The 2,667-nt window shown below is 67.5% G+C and carries 2 protein-coding genes and 1 tRNA gene; all 3 read left to right on the plus strand.

The window, feature by feature from the left end:
* Positions 1-1,635: DNA gyrase C-terminal beta-propeller domain-containing protein (locus QOD90_RS14790; protein ID WP_526350941.1), on the plus strand; the 1,635-nt coding region annotated here is incomplete at its 5' end.
* 10 nt (positions 1,636-1,645) lie between these two features.
* On the plus strand, positions 1,646-2,518 hold the full coding sequence (locus QOD90_RS14795; RefSeq protein ID WP_526350943.1) for a DUF3566 domain-containing protein: 873 nt from the start codon (positions 1,646-1,648) through the stop codon (positions 2,516-2,518).
* Between the two features lie 65 nt (positions 2,519-2,583).
* Positions 2,584-2,657, plus strand: a tRNA-Ile gene (locus QOD90_RS14800).
* Positions 2,658-2,667 lie beyond the last annotated feature (10 nt).

Consider the following 2,667-nt stretch of genomic DNA (forward strand, 5'->3'; position numbering starts at 1 on the left):
GTGCGCGACGGCAAGCTCGCGGGCATCTCCAACATCGAGGACCAGGGCAGCGACCGGGTCGGCATGCGCATCGTCGTCGAGGTCAAGCGCGACGCCGTGGCCAAGGTCGTTCTGAACAACCTCTACAAGCACACCCAGCTGCAGACCAGCTTCGGCGCGAACATGCTGTCGATCGTCGACGGTGTCCCCCGCACGTTGCGGATCGATCAGCTGATCCGGCTCTACGTGGTGCATCAGTTGGACGTCATCGTCCGACGGACCATCTACCGGTTGCGCAAGGCCAACGAACGGGCCCACATCTTGCGCGGTTTGGTCAAGGCGCTGGATGCCCTGGACGAGGTCATCGCGCTGATCCGGGCGTCGGCGAACGTCGACGTCGCCCGGGCGGGTCTGATCGAGCTGCTCGACGTCGATGACATCCAGGCCCAGGCGATTCTCGACATGCAGCTGCGTCGCCTCGCCGCACTGGAACGTCAGCGCATCGTCGACGACCTGGCCAAGATCGAGGCGGAGATCGCCGACCTCGAGGACATCCTGGCCAAGCCGGAGCGTCAGCGTGCGATCGTGCACGACGAGCTCGCGGAGCTCGTCGAGAAGTACGGCGACGACCGTCGTACCCGCATCATCCCGGCCGACGGCGACGTCGCCGACGAGGACCTCATCGCCCGCGAAGAGGTGGTCGTCACGATCACCGAGACCGGCTACGCGAAGCGGACCAAGTCCGACCTGTACCGCAGCCAGAAGCGCGGCGGCAAGGGCGTCCAGGGTGCTGGCCTCAAGCAGGACGACATCGTCAGGCACTTCTTCGTCGGCTCGACGCACGACTGGATCCTGTTCTTCACCACGCAGGGTCGGGTCTATCGGGCCAAGGCGTACGAACTGCCCGAGGCGTCACGGACGGCACGCGGCCAGCACGTGGCCAACCTCCTCGCGTTCCAACCGGAGGAACGCATCGCGCAGGTCATCCAGATCAAGAGCTACGAGGATGCGCCGTACCTCGTCCTTGCCACCAAGAACGGCCTGGTGAAGAAGTCCAAGCTCACCGACTTCGACTCCAACCGCTCCGGCGGCATCGTCGCGGTGAACCTTCGCGACGGCGACGAGTTGGTGGGTGCCGTGCTGTGCTCGGCCGAGGAGGACCTCCTGCTGGTGTCAGCAAAGGGTCAGTCCATCCGCTTCTCGGCAACCGACGAGGCGCTGCGTCCCATGGGCCGGGCCACGTCGGGTGTGCAGGGCATGCGATTCAACACCGACGACCAGCTGCTATCGCTGAACGTCGTGCGGGAAGGCACGTATCTGCTGGTGGCGACGTCGGGCGGCTATTCGAAGCGGACGGCCATCGAGGAGTACACCCCGCAGGGCCGTGGCGGCAAGGGCATCCTGACGATCCAGTACGACCGAAGGCGTGGCACTCTGGTCGGAGCGTTGATCGTCGACGAGGACACCGAGCTGTACGCCATCACCTCAGGTGGGGGTGTCATCCGGACCGTGGCACGTCAAGTGCGCAAGGCCGGGCGGCAAACCAAGGGCGTGCGCTTGATGAACCTCGGCGATGGCGACACACTGATTGCCGTTGCCCGCAACGCCGACGAGGACGCCGCGGACGACGACGACGCAGAGACTGACCCGAGCTAAGGAGCCGTAGGTGGGTTCACCGAACGAACCTGGACCACCGCGCACCGGCGATGGGACGGGCAGCAACGGCTCGACCGGGGCCCACGAGGGCGGGCCGGCCAACGGGGGCCCGTCGTCGGGCGACGTGCCGCCGTGGCAGCGCGGGGCGGGGGCCCGGCCGCGGCCCCAGGACGGACCTCGGCCCCAGGACGGACCACGCGCAGGCGCGGCAGCTGGGCACCCCCCCGGCAACTCACCTGGTGCGGATGCCAGGCTCAACCGCTTCATCGCGGGCGGACCCCCGTCGGGTCCGGCCCGTGAACAGGCCCCTGCCAGGGAGCCCGAAGCGGCTCCGCCCAATCGCACCGAACGCGTCGACGCCGGCCGCCCCGAGGTCTACGCCAGCGAGCTCCCCGACCTGTCGGGCGCTGCGCCTGCCCCTCGCGGACCCCGCAAGCCGGGAGCCGACCGGACCGCCGTGGAACCATCGACCCGCCCGGCGTCGCCCGCCACCCGGACACCGGCGGCCAGCCGTTCCCAGGGCCCCGTTCGGGCGAGCATGCAGATCCGGCGCTTCGATCCGTGGAGCGTGTTGAAGGTCTCGCTGGTGCTCAGCGTGGCGATGTTCTTCGTGTGGATGATCGCCGTGGCGTTCCTGTATCTGGTGCTCGGCGGCATGGGGGTGTGGAGCAAGCTGAACAGCAATGTCGGCGATCTGCTCACCAGTGCGAGTGGCAGCGGAGGTGAACTCGTCTCCAGCGGAACGATTTTCGGCGGCGCCGCGCTCATCGGTCTGGTGAACATCGTGCTGCTGACGGCGATGGCGACCTGTGGCGCGTTCATCTACAACTTGACCACCGACCTCGTCGGCGGCGTCGAGGTGACCCTCGCCGACAGGGATTGACCATCGGCGGTTTGGGACGGCGGCGGTCGTTACGGTAACCTCGTCCCTCGGCCGTATGTGAGTACGGGCCTGTAGCTCAGGTGGTTAGAGCGCTTCGCTGATAACGAAGAGGTCGGAGGTTCGAGTCCTCCCAGGCCCACGGTTTGCCT

The organism is Mycobacterium sp. (assembly GCF_032161845.1).
Classification (GTDB): domain Bacteria; phylum Actinomycetota; class Actinomycetes; order Mycobacteriales; family Mycobacteriaceae; genus Mycobacterium.